The 23416-nt window shown below is 37.6% G+C and carries 15 protein-coding genes and 1 tRNA gene; 6 read left to right on the top strand and 10 right to left on the bottom strand.

Annotation, left to right across the window (positions count from 1 at the left end):
• The 8 genes from M9949_14900 to M9949_14935 all read right to left on the bottom strand — a co-directional run.
• Positions 1–872 (bottom strand): flagellin (locus M9949_14900; GenBank protein MCO5252692.1); only part of this gene is annotated, 872 nt, incomplete at its 3' end.
• Positions 873–979: 107 nt separating this feature from the next.
• The gene (locus M9949_14905) at positions 980–1567 is read right to left on the bottom strand and encodes a hypothetical protein (protein ID MCO5252693.1); all 588 of its coding nucleotides are present in this window, start codon (positions 1565–1567) and stop codon (positions 980–982) included.
• Positions 1564–2961: a hypothetical protein gene (locus tag M9949_14910; GenBank protein MCO5252694.1), complete on the bottom strand. Its 1398-nt coding sequence runs from the start codon at positions 2959–2961 to the stop codon at positions 1564–1566. Before M9949_14910 ends, M9949_14905 begins: the two co-directional genes overlap by 4 nt.
• Positions 2958–3614 (bottom strand): fumarylacetoacetate hydrolase family protein, encoded by a 657-nt coding sequence (locus tag M9949_14915; GenBank protein ID MCO5252695.1) that lies wholly within the window; start codon positions 3612–3614, stop codon positions 2958–2960. Before M9949_14915 ends, M9949_14910 begins: the two co-directional genes overlap by 4 nt.
• Before the next feature lie 16 nt (positions 3615–3630).
• Positions 3631–5832 carry a transglycosylase domain-containing protein gene (locus tag M9949_14920; GenBank protein MCO5252696.1) on the bottom strand — a complete coding sequence of 734 codons (2202 nt, stop codon included), beginning with the start codon at positions 5830–5832 and terminating at the stop codon, positions 3631–3633.
• 213 nt (positions 5833–6045) lie between these two features.
• The gene (locus M9949_14925) at positions 6046–7608 is read right to left on the bottom strand and encodes a hypothetical protein (protein MCO5252697.1); all 1563 of its coding nucleotides are present in this window, start codon (positions 7606–7608) and stop codon (positions 6046–6048) included.
• Between the two features lie 63 nt (positions 7609–7671).
• Entirely contained in the window at positions 7672–8256 is a 585-nt protein-coding gene (aat, locus tag M9949_14930; GenBank protein MCO5252698.1) for a leucyl/phenylalanyl-tRNA--protein transferase, read from the bottom strand.
• A 53-nt stretch (positions 8257–8309) separates the two neighbouring features.
• The gene (locus tag M9949_14935; protein MCO5252699.1) at positions 8310–8966 is read right to left on the bottom strand and encodes a fructose-6-phosphate aldolase; all 657 of its coding nucleotides are present in this window, start codon (positions 8964–8966) and stop codon (positions 8310–8312) included.
• A gap of 381 nt (positions 8967–9347) precedes the next feature.
• Between M9949_14935 and M9949_14940 the strand changes: the two genes are divergently transcribed.
• Positions 9348–12230: a carboxypeptidase-like regulatory domain-containing protein gene (locus M9949_14940; protein MCO5252700.1), complete on the top strand. Its 2883-nt coding sequence runs from the start codon at positions 9348–9350 to the stop codon at positions 12228–12230.
• A gap of 73 nt (positions 12231–12303) precedes the next feature.
• The gene (locus tag M9949_14945; protein MCO5252701.1) at positions 12304–14352 is read left to right on the top strand and encodes a T9SS type A sorting domain-containing protein; all 2049 of its coding nucleotides are present in this window, start codon (positions 12304–12306) and stop codon (positions 14350–14352) included.
• 57 nt (positions 14353–14409) lie between these two features.
• Here the strand turns inward: M9949_14945 and M9949_14950 are convergent, their stop codons facing one another.
• Positions 14410–15468, bottom strand: coding sequence for a porin (locus M9949_14950; GenBank protein ID MCO5252702.1), 1059 nt, complete (start codon positions 15466–15468; stop codon positions 14410–14412).
• A 134-nt stretch (positions 15469–15602) separates the two neighbouring features.
• Between M9949_14950 and M9949_14955 the strand changes: the two genes are divergently transcribed.
• Positions 15603–15685 (top strand) — tRNA-Ser (locus tag M9949_14955).
• A gap of 69 nt (positions 15686–15754) precedes the next feature.
• Here the strand turns inward: M9949_14955 and M9949_14960 are convergent.
• Complete coding sequence (locus tag M9949_14960) at positions 15755–16726, bottom strand: NAD(P)-dependent alcohol dehydrogenase (GenBank protein ID MCO5252703.1); 972 nt, start codon at positions 16724–16726, stop codon at positions 15755–15757.
• Positions 16727–17111: 385 nt separating this feature from the next.
• Between M9949_14960 and M9949_14965 the strand changes: the two genes are divergently transcribed.
• The 3 genes from M9949_14965 to M9949_14975 all read left to right on the top strand — a co-directional run.
• On the top strand, positions 17112–19580 hold the full coding sequence (locus tag M9949_14965) for an aryl-sulfate sulfotransferase (protein ID MCO5252704.1): 2469 nt from the start codon (positions 17112–17114) through the stop codon (positions 19578–19580).
• 8 nt (positions 19581–19588) lie between these two features.
• Positions 19589–22771 (top strand): aryl-sulfate sulfotransferase, encoded by a 3183-nt coding sequence (locus M9949_14970; protein MCO5252705.1) that lies wholly within the window; start codon positions 19589–19591, stop codon positions 22769–22771.
• Positions 22772–22779: 8 nt separating this feature from the next.
• Positions 22780–23416: aryl-sulfate sulfotransferase (locus tag M9949_14975; protein MCO5252706.1), on the top strand; the 637-nt coding region annotated here is incomplete at its 3' end.

Genomic DNA, 23416 nt, shown 5'->3' on the forward strand with positions numbered 1-23416 from the left:
AGCTGTTCAGTAGCAACGTCTGCGTCTTCAATTCTCGAAATAGCGGCATTATAGTTAGTAATTTGAGAAGTGAGCAAACTTTCTTGCGAATTCAATCTCACTTCGATACCACCGATATAAGAAGCCACTTTGTTGACGTTGTCAATTGCTTGTGAAAGACTTTGGAGAGTAGTATCAATATTATCTACCGAGAAAATACCTAAATCGTCTGTAGTGATACTATCCAAATCTTCTAATGTCAAACCTTGTACACCTGCAAAATTACTTGTTACGCCACCGGCAGATGCAAGTGCATCACTTGTAGCATTCAAGTTGAAATCACCGGATGCTCCACCTGTGATATTGTAGTCAGAGTTGTCTGTAGAAATATTAACCTCTATTTTGAGAGATGTATTATCTGCATAAAATCCAACTGTCCAGTCACCTGTATAAGCACCTTGCAATAATTGCTTTCCACCAAATACAGTGGAATCAGTAATAAACTGAATCTGTTGAGCCAAACGATATGCTCCTTTTGCAAGTGCAACTTTTTCGTCTGTACCCAATGCACCCGAAGATGCTGTCGCTGCCGATGTCTTAATTTCGTTAATCAATCCTTGAATGTTATCAAGAGCATCTTGCGAGATTGCTGTCACGTTTTTAGCTTCACCAACAGCATTCAAAGCTGATTTCAACGATGAATTCCTTGCCGATAAAGCACGTGATGTGATATAACCTGCCACATCATCTGATGCCGCATTAATTCTTTTACCTGTTGAAAGTCTCAACTGGCGTAAAGCGATATTGTTATTTGCTGCTAATAATGAGTTATACGCATTTTCAGCAGGGATATTGGTCCTGATTCTGGAACCACCCGAGATAGCTACTGGCATAATAAACCTCCATGTAATTAATTCGTATCTTGGGCGTCCTGCCGATTGTTAATTTCTTCCTCTTGTCAATATATCGGATATGTATTTCTAAACTTTAACTTTTTTTTTTATTTTTCAAAACTTTTTTCAATGAATATTCCTCTTAGATGCAAATCTCCCTCGGAATCGTTTTGCAAGATGACATACTCACTCAAAGTAAGCTCACTTTGTATGTGCGTTTTGGGGTTGCAATCTGTCTCTATTATGATAGATTTCCCTTCGTTGATGATTTTCAAATAATTCAAAGCATGTTTGTTTCTGAAATAATTATCGGTCAGATTTTGCTTTTCTTCAGCTACAAGTTTGTCATTCTCGAAAATTTTAATGTCATAATCGCTGATTTCAATCCGAATTCCAATCTTTTCGTCAAATTGATGCCTCACAGTTCTCAGATATACTTTTAGCGAAGTTGTTCCTGAGCTCAGAAAATTTGTTTGGAAAGTGAAATTTGTCAATTCTTGTCTGCGAATAGATGTGATTCCACCCGGCTTGATTATTATGGAATTTTTATCTGTTTTTTCGATTTTATCAAAATGGGATATACACACACCATCTAAAAATTTGTTGCTGTCCGTTGACATTAATTCATATCTGTATGGATTGCATGAGGAAAGCAAACTGATGAAAGCAATCAATATGGGCGCGATGATTTTCATCTGTTGTATCTCAATTCACTCGGGAAAAATATTCTATCCATGAAGCTGACGCCAAAACCGATATAGAAATTACTAAATGTAAGACTTTTGCCGTAAGCCATAGCGATATTATCTCCCAGATTACTATTGTCGAAGCAATTTATATAGCCAAAATTGAGATTGATATTCAATGTTTCGCTTATTCTCAGATTTACTTTATTATTCAAATTTATATAGCCCGACGGATAGTATCCCACTTCGATTGAGGGCTCGGCTGATAATTCATCGTCAATCAATACTTGCCAGTATCCAAATTTAAGGGGCAAAACAGCAATTGCATATTGGTCTAATCCTGTAACCATGAAATTCATAAGAGATGTTCCTGCGAAAAAGTTGAGATTCAAAAACGGCAATGCTATAGAAGCATTTGCTACTTTCATCTGCATACCTTTAAATGTTGAAGCCTCTTCACTTCCACGGTCTTGAAATGCTGAATACTTTGCAGCGGACATCAAAATCGAAAATTGAACTAATCCTACATCCCAAGATGAATGTTCGTGATATTTCCATTCATTTTCCGTTTCTTCGGCTTTGTTTATGAAATCCAATACTGAAACTCCGATTCCAAAATAGGGGAAAATGATGGATTGTGCTTCCTTCGTGAAATCATTATTTTTGATTTGAGCTATACCTTTGGAATTATGTCCCATCGCAATGCCCAAATAGGTTCTGAAATTTACTCCACCAATTGAGCCAATATCTAAACTACCGGATAAATTCAAGTAAGTCGAAGGGTATAATCCAATTCCAAGTGAAGGAGTAAATGTAATGTAGGGAATTTTGTCGCGTAGGAAAAATCGCTTTCTGACATAAATAGGGGCTACAGCAAATAACATGTCTTCGCCCTTAGCATTCGGTAATATGAATTCGACCATACTTGTGCCAATACTCCACCCATGAGCATCTCTGAACCAACGTAGTCTCCATTCAAAAATACCGACTCTGTATAATCCTCCCGCAAATAAATAAGAATCTTCACCACGAAATTCATTGCCTATTTTATCGTAATCCGGAAAAACCCCAAATAATCCGGTACCCAATTTATTAGAAGGTGAACTTCCGATAAGACCCACTCCTTCGAATAAACCAAACCGGATAAAGTTCGGGTACTCTCTTTCTTTTTCATAATTCAACAAATCAATTTCATTTGTAATAGTAGTAACTTTCGATGATGGATAAACTGTGCCCTTGTCGCGGTTGCCCGGGTGATTGATGTTCTTTTCAGTTACAACTGTATCTCTCAGTATATCGGAAAACGAATCTTTTTCGACGCGGGTAAGTGTAGTGCTACAACTTGCTAATGCCAGCAATGTTGCCGAGATTAAACATAGCAGAGTTTTGTTGATAATTTTCATAATGCTGCAACATTTAGTTCAACAAATTGACCCAATTTCGCTCTTATTTTGTCGCCGGAAATAATTTGCCCAACACCTTCGGGTGTTCCTGTAAATATAATATCTCCGGCTTGTAAGCCAAAGATATTCGACAAGAAAGCGACTAATTCGCCTACGCTTCGTTCCATATCTTTTGTCGAGCCGGATTGTCTGAGTTCATCGTTTACCCAAAGTTCCAAATCAAAATATGGGATGAATTGAAACTGTGTAGCCGGAATGATTTTCGAAATAGGGGCTGAATTTCTGAATCCTTTAGCAATTGCCCAAGGTTTGCCTTCGTTTTTGGCTTTATTTTGGATGTCGCGCATAGTTACGTCAATCCCCACTCCATATCCTGCAATAAAATCAATTGCTTCGTCAGCCTGAATATTATCGCAATCTTTGCCGATTACAACCACAAGTTCCACTTCGTGATGAACGTTATCGGAGATTTCCGGCAATATAATTATATCACCGTCATTAAGCAAAGATGAGGGCGGCTTGATAAAAACTGTAGGGTCGGGTGATACTTGCGAACCCATTTCGGCTGCATGTTTGGCATAATTTTGACCGATACCGTAGAATGTGCCGGGTATCATCTCATAGCCATCAGTAAATTGTATTTTTTTTCTCATTTTCCCAATCTCCTTGTTAATCGTTCCTTCTTGTAGGTAATTCCGGTAAAATAACTTGATCGCTGCTCGGTTGGCTTGGTGCCGCCTGAAAAGGTTGCATTAAGCCTCGAATTCTTTCCTTTTGCCTCTCGGTCAACGGATATGGCAAAGTAAACTCTTGAAGCGAGTCCTGCAATTTTTTGTATGCAAATTTCTTTTCACGATAGGGCAGACTTTGGTCAGCATAAATTTTTGCCATGAGTTTGCCCCAAATTGGGGCTGCTGAACGCCCACCATAGCCTTCACCACCGAGAACGTCGAAAGTAATTCGTTTATCGTCAAATCCTAACCAAATACCCGCAACTAATTGTGGAGTATATCCCACAAACCAAGCATCCGCTGCATCATTGGTTGTTCCGGTTTTGCCTGCTGCATCAACATCTTTAAATACGCTTCTGATTGCTCGCGATGCAGTTCCCGCATTAACGACTCTTTCGAGCATATAAGTCATCTGACGAGCAATTTCGGGTTCCATAGCTTTTTTCATATTTACAAATCTTGGCTTTTGTTTGATGACCGTTCCGTTTTTATCTTCTACAACTGTGAGGAAATAAGGTGGAATGTGGATACCGTCATAAACAAAGGAACCGTATGCAGAAGTCAGTTCGAGTGGTTCGACGTCTCCACCTGCGCCCAAGGAAATTGCAGGTACTGATTGCAAAGGTGTCGAAATCCCCATCCTTCTCGATAAATTTACTATATCTGTAGGATTTGTGATGGATGTTACTAATCTTGCCGATACAGTATTGATTGATATTCTTAAGGCATCGGACAATGATGTCATGTCTCCCGGTTCGCAATTTCCCGTTCCACGAGGTTCCCATAATTCTCCCGTTTCCGTTTTGAAACTGAATGGTCCGCATTCGACTTTTGATTCAGGAGTGTAACCGTTGTTCAATGCCATAGTATAAATCATTGGCTTATATGCAGAACCCGGTTGACGCCTGATTTGTTTTACGTGGTTTAAGGAATATTTTGCCGAGGGATTTTCCCTCATGAATTTTGGTGAAGCACCTACTAAAGCTAAAATCGCTCCGTTTGCAGGGTCAATTACTACTAAGCCTACTTGAATTGTACTCGCGATATTTTTAACAGAATCAATGAAATTTTTGCTTTTTAACAAACGTTCTTGTATCTTGGGCTTTTCTTTCTTCTCAGCTGAGGTATATTCGGCATTATCACGTACAGCCTTGAGAAGTAATTCATCTAATAATTTCTGATTCCTATTCCAACTCCACCTCTTGCTGAAAGTTGTTTGCAATTCATTCAGATGTTCTTCTACGGCTTCGTTGGCATATTGCTGAATTTTCGAATTGAGTGTTGTATGAATAATCAAACCATCGCGATATAAGTCATATTCACGAAATGAATTATCCCGAGATAAATCCTGACGTATCATTTCCACAAAATGAGGAGCCGATTGGCTTCCCAAGTGAATGCGTTTTCTCTTGCCTGATTTATCTGTCAGAAAAACATTTATTGCTTCTTTCCTTGCTTCGGCATATTGGGCACCAGTCAAATACTCTTGGTCATACATTAATTTCAGCACTAAATTGCGTCGGCGAATTGCTTTTTCGGGATGTTTAATCGGGTCATAATTCGCCGGTGCTTTCAACATTGCAACCAACATTGCACATTCAGCAGTCGTTAGTTCATTCGGCAATTTATCGAAGAAAGTCTGCGACGCTACTTGGATTCCGTATGCACCTCTGCCATAATTCACAGTATTAGTGTACATCTCCAGAATTTCTTCCTTTGTATAGGTTTGCTCGATTTTGATTGAAATAAACGCTTCGCGAATTTTCCTTTCAAATGTTATATCCTGATTGAGAAACAAGTGTCTTGATAATTGCATAGTGATTGTCGAGGCACCTTCTCTGTCGCCATAAATAATTCTTTTTGCAAAAGCATTAATTATTCTTCCGGTATGAACCCCCCAATGACTGAAAAATTTCTTGTCTTCGGTAGCGGTCAGTGCATTTATAAAATCCTTAGGAATACTGTCATAGGTCATATTGATTCTACGGTCAATGAAAAAATGGTCTAATAATACACCATCTGAACTTAGTATTCGAGTAGCGAGATTTGTTTTTGGATTCTCCAATTGTTCAAGTGAAGGAAGACCATATGAAACTACATTTCGGACATAAACAGCCAATCCTATGGTGAATATCACCATTAAGATGCACAAAAATATTAATAGATGCAAGGGTTTCATATTCTATTTATAAAATTTATCTATCATAACTCTTCTCAATCTTTTCCTATATGTATCAATGTTCTCGTTCGTTCTTCTTGTTAAATGCTCGCGTTCACCTGCCGAGCGACCTATCAAAATATTGCGTGGCACCTGCCTTTTGACTAATTGCTCAATTATGAACTCTACACGCCGTTATCCTAATTGCATATTATACTCATCTGTACCGATATCATCAGTATGTCCGACGAGAATAACCTTATCTATTTTATCGGGAGCGAGTAAAATATTTTCGGCTACCAAATCCAACTCTTCTTGCCAAGTGCGTGAAGTCTGGTTACCGTTACTGTCAAGAGTGAATTTGTAGGGATTTTGATATTCGTCTAATGGAAAATTGACTCTTATTGTACCACTTTGAGGCAGGTAGAAATTCAAATCCTGTACATCGTCGTTATTTCCGATTATCAATCTTTTTGTGTCGAAATAATACCCATACTTTTGAGCAGTGATTTCATATTCAGTTTCTGTAAGCAATTTCATATTATAAGCACCACTTTTGTCTGTGAAAAGCAGTTGTTCGGGTTGCTCATAGGGAACTTTCCGCAAGACCATCATAACTGAATCGAGCATAATATTGGTATGAGCATCAAACACTTTGCCCTTGACGATAATTTCCTTTTTCACCAAAATTTCCGGCTTCGGAGGTTCGATTATTTCCGGTGAAGTGATTTCAGTTTCTTTAGTTTGAGCTTCGCTAATTTCATCTTCTTCATGATAAAAGGCATCGGGTGCTGTATAATCACTAACTTTGAATTTGACCCAAATATTGAAAACTTGCTTCTTGAATTCCTTCACATTTTGGTTAGATGCATAGTAAAGAGCCGAATCTTTATGTGAATAAATCATTGGAGCAATTTCGTCATGTATAGTATTGATTGGCTTACCCAAATTTACAGCTTGCCCGAACAATTCATCAAAATTGCGATTCCCGGATTTGATTTTGGAGCAAAAATCGGGAGCTAAATCGCTTTTGAACAAATCATAACCGCCAACATTGTCCCGACCATTCGAGGAGAATAGGATGAAATTCCCTTTTGGGTCAATAAATGGCGTAAGTTCGTCACAATCTGTATTAATGTTTCGTCCAATATTGACCGGAGCTGAAAACTTGCCGTTCGGCATTTTCGCACTCATTACAATATCTGTTCCGCCGTAGCTCGTATCATGATTGGATGCAAATAGAATTACATCGCCGTTACAAGCTATGCAAGGTTGTGAAAGCCAATGTCCATCCGGTTGGAAAGCCTCGAATTGAATTATATCTGCGTTGTTGATATTGCTGCTGTAATTGGAGCTTGTATAAATCCGCGATTCGCCAAAATCCAGTCCCAAAGGCGATTTTGCGAATACCATTATATTATTGTCAAAGTCTGCGAAACCTACATTTGCATTATTATCGGAGAGTTGTTTTCCGTTTGTTTGGAAATTATTCACCTCAATTCGGTTTAGAGGTAATATTGTATGATTGTTTGCAATTGCTCTTGTCAGAAATGTATTGCCGGAATTATCGAATGAAATTGCAAATTCGTCTGATTCGCTCAATATCCCTTTGACTGATTCGATTCTGTAACAATAGCCGTTACGGTCAAAATATGCTTTCGTCGTGTCATTGCTTGCAATGCTTAAATATGGTTCAGGTGTGCAAAACGCAGTGTCAATAGGGCAATCGGGTACAATCAGTTTCGTATGGTGTATCATACATGAACTGAGGGTAATGGATAAAAATATAAATATTGCAAATTTCAATTAAAAAATTCCCACTTATTCTTCTACAAATTTACAAGGAATTTCGATAGCGGTGTTCAATATTTTCAAATAATCCACTCTTGGTATTTCGATAGCACCGAGCATTTGAGTGTGATGATTGATATACTGCGTATCGAGAAGAATAAAATTTCGTTCTTTTATATAATTCACAAGGTAATAGAAAGCTGATTTCGACGCATTTGGCACTAAATTGAACATTGATTCGCCAAAAAAGGCGCCCCCGATTGACACGCCGTATAATCCGCCTACAAGTTCGCCATCAAGCCAAGTCTCTACTGAATGAGCGTATCCCAATTCGTTCAACTGTGTGAATGAATTGATAATTTCCTCGGAAATCCAAGTGTCTTCTCTATCGGCACATTTTTTTATTACTTCTGAGAATGTAGCATTGACAGTATATTTGAAGTCATTTTTTTTTATGCTTTGTTTGAGCGAACGTGGCAATTTTATTTTATCCAAGGGGAAAATGGCTCTCGGGTCGGGCGAATGCCAATAAATATTGCCGTCATAAGAATCCGCCATAGGAAAATAACCTTCCTTATAAGCTCTTATGAGTAATTCGGGTCCAAAAAAAATCATGATATATATTTACTTCAACTAATAATCGAGCTTGATTTGCCTATTCTATACTTCTATTTCGCAGATTGCATCTTAGCATAATCATCTAAAAATTTCTGCAATCCTGAATCTGTAAGCGGATGATTTAGTGATTGAATCAACACATTGTATGGCACTGTTGCAATATCGGCGCCTGCTTTTGCAGATTGAGTGATATGCAAAGGATGTCTGATGGAAGCCGAAATTATTTCCGATTCAAAGCCTTGCACTTCCCAAATCTCGCAAATTTCGTCCAACACGGCATTGCTATCCATCGCAATATCGTCCAATCTTCCCATAAATACCGATACATATGCTGCCCCGGCATTAGCTGCTGCAATTGCTTGGGTTGGGCTAAACACCAAAGTTACGTTTGTAGGGATTTCCTCTTTGTATAATTCATTGACTGCCGAAAGTCCTGCTGCAATCATCGGGATTTTGATAACTGCATCCGGAAACCAACTCAAAATGTCATGGGCTTCGCGAAGCATACCTTTAGTATCGGTAGCAATGACTTCCACCGAAAGATGCCCACCAACGAGAGCGTGAATTTCCAAAATTCTTTCTTTTACATCTACGCTTGGGTCTTCCTTAGCCAGAAGTGAGGGATTAGTCGTCACGCCGGAAATTATTCCAAGGCTTGCTGCATGTCTGATATGCGTTATATTCGCTGAATCTACGTAAAGTTCCATTTTTATTCCTTATTTCATATTAATGATTACAAAAGTAAGGATTTAATCAATCATATTATAGCAATCGACAAAAATAATCTTAGCGAAGTCTATATTGCTACATTTGAAAATTACCAAATTGGAGATTAGGATGTTATTCTACACTTCTATATCCCAAAAACTAAAATTATGAGTTCTTAATCTGTAAAACTCTCTAATCGAATTTAGAGAGTTTTTTTTATTTGCGAAAATGATGCTTATCCATGTAAACATATTAAATATAAATATCTTAGCAAATGTCAACTAAGATATAATTAACACAAAGTTAACTCAATATTTATTCTATATTCAATCTATAAAGCGACCTTTGTATATGTTTGTTCAAGCTAAAAGGATTTTGTAATGATTTCTAAAGTAATTTGGAATTTTATGCTATTTATTGTATCTGTGATTTTCATGACACATAGTATTTATGCACAATCCGGCGGTTCTATCACCGGTAAGGTCATTGATGGCGAATCCGGAGAAGTGCTTCGGAGAGCAACTGTCATGGTAGTAGGTACAAATATGGGTGCTTTTTCTGATGTCAAGGGTGAATTCAAACTGAAAGACGTCAAAGCGGGCACATATAATCTCAGATTTTCATATGTAGGCTATATGCCTAAAGAAGTTACAGGTGTAGAGGTTAAGGATGGCGAAGTCGTCAATCTGAATATTACACTTGAATTTGAGAGTAAATTAAAAGATGAAATCGTTGTCGAAGCTCGAAGAGTATTTGATAACGAAGCTTCAATTTTAGCTCAAAGAAAAAATGCTTCACAAGTAAGTGATGGATTGAGTAGTGAGCAAATGAGTAAATTGCCCGATTCAGATGCCGGACAATCGCTCAAACGCGTTTCGGGTGTAACATTGGTCAACAATAAGCACATTTTCGTTCGTGGTGTGAGCGAAAGATACAGCAATACTACATTGAATGGTGCAGGACTTGCTTCTACGGAGCCTGATAAAAAATCATTCTCCTTCGATATGTTCCCCAGTGAATTTTTGCAAAATGTGAATGTAACCAAATCATTCACGCCTGACTTACCGGGTAACTTTGCCGGTGGATTAGTACAGTTGAATACTGTTGACTTCCCTCATGGTAGAAGTTTCAAAATTTCATTATCGTCAAATGTAAACACCAATGTTACTCTTAAAGATAAAAAATTCATAAGTTCAACAAGAAGTTCGACTGATTGGTTCGCTAAAGATGATGGCTTGAGAGCATTGCCAAGCAATGTACCGGGAACAAGACTTGAATTTAATGACCTTCAGAACCGTGCTAAAAATCCTTTTGATACAACTGGAGCAAGAGATGAATACCAAGCTATTTCACAATCTTTCAATTCGGATTTGTTTAAAAGAGATGAATCCACCATTGGACCATTTGATAACCGTTCTTATGGCATGTCATATACAGATTTATTTAGTTTTGGTGGTGACGAATTAGGTGTAATTGCCAATTTAACTTACGGGAACTCAAATTCAATTAATAATGTCCAAAGAAATGGTTATTTAGCTCAATTTGATACATTATATGCTGCTACCGGTTCTGTTTCTGAAACTAATTATAGTGCCGGTGGACTTTTCAATTTGGCATATAAACTCGGCGAAAGCAATATATTGAACTTTAAAAATGTATTTAACCGCTCAGCTGATGATGAGGTTCTAATACTCGAAGGTTCAGACCCGGGGTACCAAAATTATCAATATAAGAATTATTCATATCACTTTGTCCAAAAATGGTTCTATTCCGGTTCAGTTGGTGGCGAGCACAATTTGGGATTATTTAATTCTATGATTGATTGGCGTGCAGGCTATTCAACTTCAGAGCGTGATGAACCTGATTTCAAAAGATTAAGATTTGATAGAAATATTGCCGATTTGGAATTTGATGCTAATACGCCGTTTAGAGCAGTATTATCACAAACAATGCAAGGTGATGGGACCAAACTTGGTAGGTTTTATTCCTCACTCGTTGATGACGTTTACTCAGGTAGTATAAATTTTACAATTCCTGTAAGTACATCGAAAATCAAATTCGGTTTCTTGGGCGAAAACAGGAAACGTGACTTTGACGCACGTTCATTCACAATCATCAACCCGAATTTCCTTGATATGGAAATTGAAGATCTCACATCCGAATTTAATAATCCGGAAAAGCTTTTTGCGCAAGAAAATTTTCGTTATGATGATGGTTTCTTAATTGGTGAAGAATCGCGTTTGAGCGACAGTTACGATGCAAATGAAGAACTTTATGCAGCTTATCTAATGGCTGATATTCCTTTCTCAATTTCTTTTGGAGGCGAAACTCCAGAATTCTTTAGAATCATTTTTGGTGCACGATACGAAGACCACAAACAGCGACTAAACAGTTTCACTAGAAATGATGAACCTGTTAATGTAAACGAGTCTCGTCAAGACATTTTGCCATCAATCAATTTCATTTATCAAGTAACTAAAAATGCCAACATTCGTATGTCAGCAACACAAACTGTTGCTCGTCCGGAGTTTCGCGAAATAGCACCATTTACGTTCTATGACTATCTCCAACAAGCCAACATCCAAGGTAATCCAAATTTAGTTCGCTCACTCATTCAAAATTATGATTTGAGATTCGAATATTTCCCCACAGGTGGTGAAGTTGCTTCGGTTAGTTTGTTCTATAAGAATTTCGAGAATGCAATCGAGGAAACAATTTTCCCCGAACAAAGCGAACTGTCAAGAAGTTTTGCTAATGCTTTGGGTGATGCCAAAAATTATGGAGTCGAATTTGAACTTCGCAAAAACTTGGGCTTTATCACAAACTTATTCAGCGAATTGACATTTAACGTAAATGTGGCGCTAATCACTACCAGCATCGAGGTTTCCCAAGGTGGCGATATTGTCACAGATAATCGCCAAATGTGGGGTCAATCACCATATACCGTCAATGTAGGTTTGTTCTACCAACATCCAAGACATGGAACAAGTATCAATGTGGCTTATAATACATTTGGAAGAAGAATAATTCAAGTTGCTCAACAAGGTATTTATGTGACAGAGTCTAACGACCCGCATGTTTACGAGTTACCTAGAAATGTTATAGATTTTTCAATAAGTCAGCCTATTGGCAATTTTGACATAAAATTGAGTATGCGTGACTTACTTAACGAGCCATTAACTTGGCGACAAGACGAAAAATTAGTTGCTACTAATCTTAGAGGTTCAACAATTTCATTGAGTTTCGGATATAGAGTCTTCTAATATTTAAGTCTTTCAAAATAAATTAATTAAATCAATTAACTGTAATTTGTTATACATTATAGGTGCTATTACTATGCATAAATTTATTCTAACGCTTTTGGTTTTTACTTTTATCGCTGTGGCAATGAATGCCCAAACAGCAAAATTAATAAGCCCTAACGGAGGAGAAGTCTTCCGTACAGGTACATCTCAAGAATTGAGATGGGACACAACAGGTACATTGGGTATGAGATGGAGATTCCAATTCTCTATATCACCAAACGGACCTTGGCAAGATTTGATTGGAGCAACGAACGTACTTGACTCAGCAGCGCGCAGAGGTTTGTTTGCAGGCGGATTCAGAGTTCCTGCATTCAACACAAGCACAGGTTATGTCAGAATGATTCAAATCAATGCTGACGGCACATTAAACGAAGCAATGCAAGACAGAAACGACGAACCATTCCAAATTATTCAGCCCGAAGCAGTAGTAGCGGACTCTGTTTTACGTACTCCGATTACACAAAGAGTTGAACTTTCAAACAAAAAAATCTACGGTTTGGACGGATATGTATTTGTTGATGATGGTGGTGTATTGGCAATTCAACCCGGTACAATTATAATTGGCGATACAGTTGGACAAAATTCAGCGATCTGTGTTAACCGTGGTGGGAAAATTTATGCTAACGGAACTCCTGAACTTCCAATTATCATGACAAGTTCTGCACCTCCCGGACAAAGAGCCGGTGGTGACTGGGGTGGTTTATTAATTTGCGGTTATGCATCAACAAATCATCCTGATGGTCAAGCTGCTTTAGAAGGTGGTATAGCCGACGAAAATCGTGTACGTGGTTGGTTCGGTGGCGGTGCTAACCCTAACGATGACGATAGTAGTGGTGTTGTTCGCTACGTTAGAATCGAATTTGCAGGTATTGCAGCAGCACCTAACCAAGAATTGAACTCACTCACAATGGGCGGCGTTGGTCGCAAAACATTGTTTGAATATATTCAAGTAAGTTATGCAAACGATGACGCTTACGAATGGTTTGGCGGTACTGCAAATGGTAAATATTTAATCGCCACAGGTACTCTTGATGACGACTTCGACGGTGATAACGGCTGGAGCGGTATGGTTCAATTCGGTATCGTTCAACGTTTTAAAGACCGTGCTGACGTATCTACAAGCCAAGCTTTCGAGCAAGACAATGATGCTCAAGGTTCATACAATCATCCATTGACAAAAGCAGTATTCTCGAATATCACTGCTATTGGACCTTTGGGTGATACAAGTTGGACTCCATCATCATCCGGTGGTCAAGCCACATCATATCATAATAGATTTGGTGCCGGTATTCAATTACGTCGTAACAACAGAACATCAATCGTAAATACAGTATTAGCAGGCTGGCCCCGCGGTATTGATTTATTATCATCACAATCTCAAGCTGCTGCAGCTGCGGATTCAATCTTCTTACGTAACATAAGTTATTTTGGTATCAAAACTGCAAACTTAAATCTTGGAACAGGCACAAGCCCAATCTCTTCAGAATGGTTGGAAACTCCTGCATTCAATAATTATATTGATAAGAGTAGCCCAATGGCAGCCGGCATAATTGACCCATTCACTTATGGAAAGGCATTTGACGCTCGTCCAAGCACAACTTCGATTTTAGCAAATCAAACTGCATCTTTCCAAGGAAATGGAATTGTGCCTATAGACCACCCATTCTTCGACAAAGTAACATACCGCGGTGCATTCCAACCGGGTGTATCCCAACGTTGGGATTTGCCTTGGTCAGAATATGACCCTGTTAATGCGATTTACAAAGCGCAACCAACTTCGGTCAGAGAAATTGAAACTGAAGACAGAACTAATATAGTAACTGTTGACGTTAAAGTTTCTCCGCTACCTGTGCAACAAGTTGCAAAAGTAATTTACTCGATTGACCGCGACTCTCCGGTTTCAATCAAATTTGTTGATGCATTTGGTAATGCAATACTCAACATTTTAGATAACCAATTCCAAACTCGCGGATACTATGATTTCAGCATCAATACTGACGGATTGTCTCAAGGTGTTTATTATTTACAAATAACTACCATGAACAACAACGTAACTACTATGGTGCCTGTAATCAGATAACAAATGTGCCTCTGAACAAACAGATAACCCTCTGAAGCTCCGGCTGATGGGGGTTTTTTATTTTAATAAATCTGATGTATCAAACCAAAATCCAAAATTGAGTAAGGTTTCTCCTCTTCTGCTTACATACCTGCCCTCATCGTTTCGGAACACCAAATAATTATCATCCATTATTTCGATTACACGCTGTTCCACTCTTATATAGGAGTTTGTTGTTGGCTTGTATTCAAATCCCGCAGCTACCTCTAACATAGTTGTTGCAGGCATTGTGAAAACTGTCCCGTTGATATTGTCCACATATGAAAATCGAGCAGTTCCGCTAAGATTTTCGATGAAACTAAAACCCATATGCGAAGTCAAGGACACTCCATATGAGTGACGGTCTTTAATACTTTCGCCAATTTGCGAATATAAATCAAATTGTGCCTTTAACTGAGTTTTACCACCTTTATATGAAAAATTCACATTATTATATATATCCTTGCTGATTCCGGGAACAGATTCATTAGCAATAGCACCGGAGTATGACAAATAAAAATCATCATCACCATAGAACAAGCTCATTCCCAATCCAAAGTTTTCATTTGTATTGACATAATTCCACATGCTGTTGATTAGGAGAAATGTAGCCTTGAATTTTTCGCTCACTTGCCAATTTGCACGTACTCCGGCATGATAAAATGGCTCCATATATGTTACCATCGAGTGGGATGTGAGCAAATTATTCTTAGGTAGCAAAGCTTCATTCCCGATGTGAGTCAGGAAATAGCCCGCGTCTATAGAAAAGCTTTCCGACACGTTCACACCTGCATATGCTTCTTGGATAGCAGAATATGGACCTGTCCAAGCTTGTGCGGGCAAGTCGCCATAATGCAGTGAAACTCGCCCATAGACCTTGTCAAATTTTGCATCCATTGCAAGATTCACCACGTTGAGAGAGAATTCATTTTTTTTGCCATCCATGAATGAAAACAGGCGATAGGGTTGACCATCGATTTTGCGAGAATTATCATTATCATTGGCGATGTAAAAATCTGTGTAGCCGGAAAAATTCACTTGTGAATACGATGTGGCATAGATGAAACAACTAAGAAATGCAATTGCTATTATTCGCATAATGTTCTCCATATTGATAGTAAAATCGAAAAATAAATTTAATAAATTTTGGTGAAATTGCGACAAGATTTTTTTTGATGAAAATTACTGTTGTATAAATCAAAAAAAACTCTTATTTTTGTAGTCTTACTTCTGGAGGATTAGTCTAATTGGTAAGGCAGCGGTCTTGAAAACCGCCGTGGGTGACCACTTGGGGGTTCGAGTCCCTCATCCTCCGCAAAAAGAAAGCTCCTTTCAGGGAGCTTTTTTTCGTTTACTTTACTTGTTACTCTCTAACTAACTGAGCTTACTCATCATTGTTAATAATCAATATCACATTGCCGATTTTTTGTCCGGTTTCTACAAATTTATATGCTTCTACGGCGTCTTCCATCTGATATCTTCTGTCAATTACAGGTTTGAATTTTCCGGTTTCGACAAGTACCTTCAGAAATTGAATATCTTCTTGCTTGACATTAGGAATTGGAAACAGCACTTTTTTGCCACCAATAAATGGAGTAATCATTGCCAAAAATGGATTTTGAGACATCTCGCCAAGTTCAGTCGAAATATAAATGCCATTTTCCTTCAGTAACGGTTTGCAAAGTCCAAAAGAGCTTTTCCCGACAGCGTCGAATATGAAATCGAACTTTTTGTTCATTTTCGTGAAGTCTTCTTTTTTATAGTCAATTACCTCATCGGCACCAATGGATTTGACTAAATCAATATTCGGCGTAGCGCAAACGGCTGTTACATTAGCTCCAAAATACTTTATTAGTCGCACAGCCGCCGAACCTATTGCACCTGTAGCTCCATTGACCAACACATCTTGTCCTTTCTCTACTTTTGCTGCTCTGATACTATTTAAAGCATAATGCGCCCCTTCTGAAATTGGTGCTGCATCTTGGTATGACAAATTTTCAGGAATCAGAGCAATCGCATCGGTCTCTTTCAAGGTCATGTATTCAGCATGGGCGCCAAATTTCGAATCATTGAAGCCGAAAACCCTGTCACCGATTTTGAATTTGATTACATTTTTACCAACATTTTCAATTTTGCCTGCGAATTCACTTCCCAAAATCTGATTTTTTGGTTTCAAAAGCCCGCTGAAAAATCTTGAAATGAAATATTCTGCACTTCTGAATCCGCAATCGGTTCTGTTCACGGTAGAAGAATAGACTTTTATCAGAATTTCATCATCCGCGGGAGTTGGTTTTGCTACTTGCGCTACTGATACTACCTCCGGCGGACCGTAATTAGTGTAAGTAAGTGCCTTCATCATTTCCATTTTTTTACTTCTTCAATTTGGTAATAACAAATTTCTTTGACGAGTATTTACTGATTGTAGTGATTTAATGGGTGTTCATGTATAATATAAAAAATGAACTGAAAATGAAAATAGTATGAACTATAACCATGCCAAAAAATAATTTGAAAATGAACAATAAATTACTTAAATTTAATTAACGAACTTTTACAATCAAAAAAATGATTTCATAAGAGGATGAATTTTTGATTTTGTTGAAAAAAAGTCTGTTGGAAATCAGCCAAAAAACGTCGAAAATGGGCTATGAAAAATAAATTATTAACAAAATGTAACTTTTTGCGAAATTTTGTGTTTAAATTTATGTAAGAATGAAGAAATAATTTTTTAATTTGGAGAAATGATGAATTTTGATTCAAAATCTTTTGTGACACAATTAACAATCTTGTTACTTGCCGCTTTTTTGCTCTCTTCGGCAATTCTTAATAGTGAAGAACTACCTGAGGGCTTCCCACCCTTGTTGATTACAAAATCTGACAACCCCTCGCCCGGAGCTGTTTTTATGTCCAATCGTGGCACACTATATCCATACTATCTCGCTATTTTGGCTAATGATGGCAAATCTTATAAAGTAAAAGGCGTGGACTATGAGAATTGGAACTTCGTTTTTCAACAAAATGGAATGATGACATCAACTTCACTTGTATCCCTTGATGGTGGAGGCTGGTTAGACGCCTATGTTTCGGTATTTGATGATGATTTGGAGGAAGTTGACAGGTTTCATGCCGGAAACGGACTGCCTGCCGGTGGTCACGAGTTTGTTATGATGCCAAACGGTCATTATTTGATGCTGGCTTTCGAGCCGAAATATATGGATATGAGCTTGCATTCTCCAAACGGCGACCCAAATGCCTTGGTTCGTAGTTCTGTGGTTCAAGAATTTGATGCCAACAAAAACATTGTCTATCAATGGAATGCTTGGGACCATATTCCATTATCGGAAACCTATGCAGATTTTTCAGGGAAATTCATCTATCATGCGCTATTTAATTCGATGGATTTCGACCACGAAGGCAACATATTAATTTCTAACAGATTAGGCTCGGAAATTATCAAAATTGATAGAAAATCCGGTGAACAAATTTGGCGTTTGGGTGGCATAAAAAATGAATTTAATTTCATTGGCGAACACGAACAAAATGCTCCAAATTATTTTTCGTTCCAACATGACATTCGGTGCTTGCCAAATGGAAATATTACTCTTTTTGATAATGGTTTTCAGCACTCACCACGATATTCACGTGGCGTTGAATACGAACTTGACCAAGTAGGCAAAAATGCAACAATGGTTTGGGAATTTAGAAACGAAACTGATATTTTTGCTTCAGCAAATGGTTCGATGAGAAGATTGCCTAACGGAAATTCATTAATTGGTTGGGGATGGGTTGCTTCGCAGTACAAGAAGGATTTGACCGAAGTAAGACCCGATGGTAGCATTGTTCTGGAAATGGAACTTCCGGCTAATGTAGGTAGCTTTCGTTGGCTCAAATCACCTTGGCCCCTTAACCAAGCCACTGCAGATGTAACCTTAGATGAACTGTTACCTTTGAATACGAATGTGTTCAATAATGGCGACATTCATACAGGTGTTACAATCATCTTTTCTGAACTAAACAGTGCATCACCTTATAATAGAGTTAATGTCAAAAAATACGAATATTCACCAAGATACCCAATATTTGACGAAAGAGCACCTTGGGTAGCACCTTATAAATTTGTAATCGCAAAGACAAGCATTAATAGTTTTACAGGAGAATTGAGATTTAACATTTCCGAGCTTCCTTGGTTAGTAGAACCTGAAAGGTGGGCTGTTTATCACAGAACAACTGCCGACGAAGGAATGTTCACTCAACTTGTGACATCGTACAATTCTTCTACTAATGAGATTATTGCTGAAACAACAGAATTTGGAGAATTTATTTTCGGTATTCCTGCTACTGAGCAGATGCCAAATACCCCAACTTTGAATTCGCCTGCGGCTTTCGAGATGGTGAACGAAGATTCCCCTGTTACTTTCAAATGGAGTCCTCACGGCTATTTCAATGATTGTCGTCTCCAAATAGCAACAGATATTACATTTGAAAACGTTGTAATTGACGCAACCGATAAGCCTACTTTTGCTACGATAACTGACCTTGACAATGGAACTGAATACTTTTGGAGAGTCATGATTTCCAATGAATATGGCGAAAGCCAATGGTCGGAGACAAGAAGTTTCAATACTGCTTCACCGTATTTGGATATTACTACTCCTATCGGTGGCGAAAAGTGGCTAAAAGATGGCAAAAGAAATTTCATTCGCTGGGACAAAAATATTAATGACGCCGTTAAAATCGAGCTTTTGCTTGAAGGCAATGTTGTTACTTCTATTGTTGATTCTTTGGTAAGTTACACTGGTGCATATGCGTGGATAGTCGGTGAAGACATTATGGCTGATTCCAATTATCGTGTCCGAATCACAAGCCTTCATGAGCCCGAACTGACAACAATTAGCGATGAAGTCTTTAGAATTGACGGTGCAACGAGCGTAGAAAATTCAGATAATAATTCAGTGCTTTCGATTAAAAACAATCCAAACCCATTGAGCAATTCTACAACTTTCGAATTTACTACTCAAGTACCCGGAAATGCAAGTATCACAATTTATAATCTGCTCGGTCAGCCTGAATTAATAGTCTATTCAAGTTACGTAGAAGTAGGCAATCACAATTTCAAATGGGATTCGGGTAATATAGCACCCGGTATTTATGTTTACAAACTGAGCGTTGGGAATAATTCCATCACAAACAAAATGGTAATTAGCAGGTAACAAGTAAAATGAAATTTAGTGCTTTAAAAATATTCATGTTATCAATTTTGATATTTGGCTTTGCAAAATCGAATGCAGAGCCGGATTTCAATGTAGATATTCTTAATGAACCTGCTCCGGGTTATTTAATTTTCAATGATGTTGACACTGAGTTTTTTAGCGTCGTTGACAATTACGGTTATCGAATTTTTCCAAACGAAAACCTTAATAAAGCATCCGATTTTAGACCTATAAATGATAAATATTGGATTTCTTTCTCCAGAAATGTTTATTATATCTACAATTTCGAGTTTGAATTCATTGACAGTATAACCAATCCGACCAATCATAGTATTGATTTTCACGATATGCTCATTCTGAAAAATGGAAGAATTCTCATGTTGTTAAGAGAGCAACTCACCATAGATATGAGTGAAATTGTTCCCGATGGGCAAAAAGATGCGACTATCTTGTCAAATGTTTTGGTCGAAACAGACAAAACGGGGCAAATTTATTGGCAATGGCGCGCTCTTGATCATTTGAATATCACTGATGTCACATCAAGAATAAATTTGACCCAAAAATATATTGATTTGACACATGCGAATTCGATGGATGAAGATGAAACCGGAAATATTTTAATTTCGTTTAGGCATTACGACCAAATTATCAAAGTCAATCGCCAAACAGGAAATATCATCTGGAAAATGGGTGGTTCTGAAAGTAAAGGTAACCAATTTACTTTTGTCAACGACACTGTTGACGGGTTTTTCGGTTTTTCACACCAACACACCGCGTCGTTTTTGGCTAATGGGAATATTTTGCTTTACGATAATGGCAATTTGAGAGAACCACAGTATTCACGTGCAGTCGAATATAGTATTGACGAAGCCAATATGAAAGTTACGAAAGTTTGGGAATATCGGTATAGCCCTGATATCTATCAAGCATATATGGGAAGTGCATTCAGACTTCCAAATGGAAACACTTTGATTAATTGGGGAAGAGACAAAATTACCGAGGTACGCTATGACAAAAGCATTGCATTTGAACTCGATTATGGCAATAAGCTTAACTATCGCGCCTACAAAGTATTATACAATACTGACGTCGCTTATCAAAATATTTCTGGTATTGGTGATTATGATTTCAGCAATCAATTCTACAATACAGGCATTAAATTAAGTGTATCAAGCATTTCCGGCTCAGGTCAAGCACATTTTCAGAGACATAAGTATGCTCCAAGTAACGGTACTTATTCCGATTCAATTTTTAGTCAAGTTTTTTCGGTCAGATGGGTGTTCGGCAATTTAGGAATTGATTCTATTTCAGGACAAATTAGAATTAAAGCCACATCTGTAACAGGGATGAACAATCCCAAAATGGCAATGATTTATAAACGAGACAAAGAAGCGGAGGGTGAATTCACTGCACTTAATACATCTTACGACCTGGTTAAAAATGAAATAGTAGCAGACTTTGTGGGAGTAGGCGAGTTTGTTGTAGTTTCATTCGAGTTAAAAACACCTGTTTTGCTTTCACCAATTTCCGGTTCAGGAGTATTTACAAACGTAGAACTCGAAAATCAGCAAGTTGCAGGTGCCGAATTGTACCAAATACAATTGGATACCAAAAGTAACTTTATTAATCCATTGTTTGACACTTTATCGGAAACAAACATTAATAAATTTGAGGCACTGAACGAAAACACAAAGTATTTTTGGCGAGTCAGAGCCATGAATCAAAATGACACAACGGCATGGTCAAATACTTTTTGGTTCTTGACCGAAGTGTCGGCTCCATTTTTGATTTCTCCCGAAAATGAAAAGATTTCGGTAAAGAAATCTGATTCACTTATTTGGACCAATATTTCCGGTTTGCTCAAATACCAAGTGCAAGTCGCAGTTAAAAATGATTTTTTAGTTGTAACATATGATACTATCAACACAAGCAATTCCCTGCTCATTCCGCATAATTTAGAACCCGATAAACTTTACTATTGGCGAGTACGTGCAATCAGAGAAACTGATACAAGCTTCTGGTCAGAGGTGTTTTCATTTAAAACGGCAATGAATCCACCATTTTTAACTTATCCCAAAGATAATGCAAATAATGTTTTGACTTCCTTAACATTTGCCTGGACTCCGAGCAAGGGCACATCCTCTTATTCTATGGAAATATCTGAAACAAACGATTTTGAAAATATTGCATTCAACTACTACGGTTTAAACCAAACTAAATGGTACGTTTCTGATTTGTTGTTTGATAAAAAATATTTTTGGAGAATTAGAGCGGTCAGAGCGACAGATTCAAGTGATTGGTCAAGTGTTGGGCAGTTTTCAACAGTGCCGGAAATCACCTTAGATACACCGGAATTAATTTTGCCGCTTCCAAATTCAAGAAGTATTAGAGTCGAAGCTTATTTTGAATGGGAAGAAATTGAAGGTGCGAATAATTATCATTTCATATTGTCTGAAGATGATAAATTCAGCCAAATCAAACAAGAATTTCCAAATACTTCTGAAACAAGTATAAAAAGTTCCAAACTTGATTATGGAATGAATTACTATTGGCGCGTAGCGGCTTTAAATAATTCGTCAAGTAGCTTGTGGACACCAATCTCAACTTTCTTGACCGAATTAGAGTCTCCAAAATTGACTTATCCAATCAATGGTTCTACGGAAATACCGATGAATCTAAGTCTTGTGTGGGAATTGTCGAACACCGTTTCAAATTACCAAGTACAAATCTCTTTGGATGAGAGTTTCGAAAATACAGTTCTGGACCGTTCAGGTTTGGAACAGCTTTACTTAGATTGTGAATTGAATTCTTTGACTAAATATTTTGTTAGGATAAGAAACTACAATGATACGAACGAAAGTCGTTGGAGCAATATATCATCATTTACAACATCAAACTCTGTGTCAGTATCCGAAACGCAACTTCAGACTGATGCCGTGACAATCACCAATTATCCTAACCCATTTACAAGTTCTACCACATTTACATACACTAATACTGAAGCCGGAATAGCTACCCTAAAACTATTTGATATCTACGGCAACCAAATAACAACAATTTTTTCAGGCTTTATCGAAGCCGGCACACATAGACAAGAATGGCACTCCGGCAACTTAAATTCGGGAGTTTATTACTATCAATTGCTTTATGGAAATAATATAAAATACGGGCATTTAATCATAATTAACTGAGGTTTGACATGAAAACCTATAAAGTATTTTTCATAATTCTTTTGACTTTTATAATACATCAAAAAGAAAGTTGGGCACAGCCCGATTTTAATGTCACTCAATTGGACAATCCTGCTCCGGGTTATTTAATATTTGATTGGGTTTCTGCTAAAAGCTTTTTTGCAGTTGATAATTATGGTTATAGTGTACTAAATCAAACACCTTCCAATGGATTTAAAACTTCATATTTCAAACAATTATCTAACGGATTGTGGGCTGTCGTTAGCGGCAACAAATTTTATCTTTATGATGAAAATTTGGATTTGGTTGATTCGTTGAGACCGCCATCCCAATATAAATTAGATTTTCATGATATAATTGTTCTTAAAAATGGAAATTATCTGCTTTTATGTACCGAAGAAATAGTTACAGATTTGAGCAAGGAAGTCGAAGGAGGGTTTGCTGATGCTATTTTAATTTATAACGTCATTGTCGAAACTAATAGCATTGGTACGATATTCTGGGAATGGAATTCATCTGACCATATGAAAGTTTCCGATGCAAGTGAAGGAGTTAATTTAAGAAACAAAGTTATTGATTTAGTTCATATCAACTCATTGTTTGAGACAGAAGATGGAAATATCTTAGTTTCAATCAGACATTATG

It is taken from the genome of Candidatus Kapaibacterium sp. (assembly GCA_023957315.1).
GTDB lineage: Bacteria > Bacteroidota > Ignavibacteria > Kapaibacteriales > UBA2268 > PGYU01.